The sequence below is a fragment of the Alcanivorax sp. HI0044 genome (assembly GCF_001634945.1).
The window spans coordinates 1-906 of record NZ_LWEZ01001087.1 but is presented as its reverse complement, the minus strand read 5'-3'; the positions used below and the strand labels follow the sequence as shown (position 1 = coordinate 906).

Genomic DNA, 906 nt, shown 5'->3' with positions numbered 1-906 from the left:
TATGATTGGAGGCCTTCACGACGGCCGCGGTGGCGGTAACACAGGGGCGATTATCGCATGTTGCGCCGACCGGGCGTAGTGGTGAGGTGCTGCTGATGTGATGAGCCGGCCGGGGCTGCCTGTAATTGCCGGGGGCGTTCTGCTAGAATCCGCGCATTTCCTCACTACTCCGGGTGTTCATAATGACCCAAACACGGCTGAGTCCGCCCTAGGGAACATCTAAAAAACTCCTTGCGTGCTCAGCGAGACCTGAAGCGTGCAGCTGTTGTGTTTTGTCTCAACGGACAGGGTGGTTCCCTTTCCTAGAGGCAAGGCGCAGCAGATGGGCGCTTCAGGCCTCGCCCTTTGGGTCTTTCAGGCTGGCCCACACTCGTTGTTGCAATTTCTCGATGGATCGACATATCTCGATCCCCCTTGAGGGGACACCTTCAAAATTGCGCCTAGATTGTGAACCAGCCTGAAAGACTGAGCATGTAAGGAGTTTTTTAGAGGTTCCCTGGCGCCCTCCCTACATGGCTTTGCCGTGCGGTGCCTGTTGGCGCCGTTCTTCGTATTTTATTGCTGCCGCTGCGCAGCCTTTGCTTGTTATTTCCAAACACAGGATTGAAATCCATGCTTCGAACGATTCAGCAGGACTGGTTCAGTAACGTCCGTGGCGACTTGCTGGCAGGGGCCGTTGTGGCGCTTGCGTTGATCCCGGAGGCGATTGCCTTCTCCATCATTGCCGGCGTGGACCCGAAAGTGGGTTTGTATGCCTCTTTCTGTATTGCCGTGGTGACGGCCTTCTTCGGCGGGCGCCCGGGGATGATTTCTGCAGCCACTGGCGCCATGGCGCTGGTGATGGTGACGCTGGTGGCCGACCACGGCTTGCAATACCTGCTGGCAGCCACGGTGCTCACTGGCGCA

The 906-nt window shown here is 57.6% G+C and carries 1 protein-coding gene; it reads left to right on the top strand.

Annotated elements, in window-relative coordinates; translation table 11 throughout:
• Positions 1-612 precede the first annotated feature (612 nt).
• Positions 613-906 (top strand): SulP family inorganic anion transporter (locus tag A3730_RS13055; RefSeq protein WP_197477475.1); only part of this gene is annotated, 294 nt, incomplete at its 3' end.